Origin of the sequence: Bacillus sp. J14TS2 (assembly GCF_018333015.1) — a bacterium.
In the GTDB taxonomy this organism is placed as follows: Bacteria; Bacillota; Bacilli; order Bacillales; family Bacillaceae_C; genus Lederbergia.
The window spans coordinates 1-1,906 of record NZ_BORE01000042.1 but is presented as its reverse complement, the minus strand read 5'-3'; the positions used below and the strand labels follow the sequence as shown (position 1 = coordinate 1,906).

The window sequence follows — 1,906 nt, the reverse complement described above, 5'->3', positions numbered from 1 at the left end:
TGAGCCACTTTTAAATGGTTCGATCACATAAAAATGAGCCACTGATTTCCAATTTTATCAATCTCTCTTATGATAGAAAGTGACTATCTATTCTACATGGAGAGAGGAAAAAAGGATGATCAATATGGCTCAATACTATAATATCAAATTTCTGAAGGAGGTAGAAGGTCTATCAGAAAGAGCGATCGCTAAAAGACTAAAAATCTCAAGAAATACTGTTAGTAAATATCTGAAGCAGGATCAACCTCCAAACACGATCAATCGACAACAGGTATACGGCAATAAAAAGTATTCGGAAGAGACTAATCGTGTATTACCAATCATTGATCAATGGATTGAAGATGATCTTAAACGTTGGAATAAACAAAAACATACAGCCGCAAAAATTTTTCGTAGATTGAAAAATGAATATAACTTCAAGGGATCCGAATCCAATATCCGTAAAATTGTCGCCAAACGCAGGAAAAAACTACAGGAAGTCTTTATCCCTCTAGATTTTCAACTCGGCCACCAATTCCAATTCGACTGGGGAGAGGCGGACATTATTCTAAAGGGTCGAACGAAAAGGATTTTTCTCTTCTGCATACAGCTCTCCGCAAGTCGAGTGCGGTTTGTAAGAGCCTATCTACATGGAAAACAGGAGGCTTTCTTAGATGGTTTTGTCTGCGCATTCGAATTCTTTGGCGGAGTACCGACAGAGGGATTGTTTGACAACTTGAAAACGGCTGTACAAAAAATCCTCCAAGGGAGAGATCGTTTGGAGCAGGAATCGTTCTTAGCCTTACAAACCCATTACTTATTCAAGGCAGAGTTCTGTAATCCTAGATCAGGAAATGAAAAAGGCCGTATTGAAGGAACGGTTGGATACGTAAGAAGAAATGCGCTTGTTCCCTTACCAGAAGTCCAATCGATGGATGAATTGAATGATGATCTTAAGGAGTGGTGTTTACAGGAAGCCAAAGAACGGAAGGTTTCGAATAAGAAAGAAACAGTTGTCCAAATGTGGGAAAAGGAAAAAGAGTATTTACGTCCACTTCCTCCACAAAGATTTGAGGCGTGCAAACTTATTTCATGCCAAGTTAATAAGACATCTTTGGTTACGATTGAAACCAACCAATATTCTGTCCCTTGCCACTATGTAAGCCAGTCTGTATGGGCCAAAGTTTTTGTCGATCGTGTGATCGTTGTGGCTCAAAACCAAGTGATCGCCGAGCATCCTCGTTCTTATGAACGTCATCAGATTTTTACTGTTCTGGACCACTATCTTGATGTGTTAATTAAAAAACCTCGGGCGATTAGGGATGCCCATGCGTTTCAATCTTCTGAGATTCCAGAGGTGTTCAGACGCTTTCATCGTAAGATGAGAGAACTAGAAGGAGCCCTAGGGGACAGAAAATTTATACGTCTTCTCCTCCTCCATCGGGATATCGGGTTGGATAAACTAACCGAGGCTTTACTAGAGGCTGAAAACGCAGGAGTTTTTCGATATGAATTTGTACATGAAATGATTCAAAGGTACACGAATGGGAACCACTCCATCTGTAATCTTCCGAATAATCAGGCACCTACAAATCTACTAGACTATAAGATCCAAAAATCGAATATTGCCCAATATGGACAGCTGACTGGAGGGAAGGTGGAGTGAGTACAGAATTATTACTTGATCACATAACGAAACAGCTAAGAATGCCTACTATTGCAAAACAATTCCGTTCCCTAGCTAGAGAAGCAGAAGAAAGAAATCTTAGCTACGAAGAATACTTATTAGCACTGTTAGAAACGGAACTACAAACCAGAGAAGAAAATCAAAGGCAGCGCCGACTAAAGCAAGCATCGTTCCCTGTTCAAAAAACACTAGATACCTATGATTTTAGTTTAATGCCAAGTTTAAATCGAAATCGCTTTA

2 protein-coding genes are annotated in these 1,906 nt (G+C 39.8%); both read left to right on the top strand.

Features of this window, described 5'->3' with window-relative positions; genetic code table 11:
• Positions 1 to 124: 124 nt before the first annotated feature.
• Positions 125 to 1,645, top strand: a complete 1,521-nt coding sequence (gene istA, locus KI375_RS26945) for an IS21 family transposase (RefSeq protein ID WP_244853126.1) — start codon at positions 125 to 127, stop codon at positions 1,643 to 1,645.
• A partial coding sequence (locus KI375_RS26940; protein ID WP_244853124.1) for an ATP-binding protein occupies positions 1,642 to 1,906 on the top strand: 265 nt, incomplete at its 3' end. The genes istA and KI375_RS26940, both read left to right, overlap by 4 nt.

Coding starts and splice junctions, on each gene's coding strand:
- istA (WP_244853126.1), top strand. CDS start 125: ATGGCTCAATACTATAATATCAAATTTCTGAAGGAGGTAGAAGGTCTA.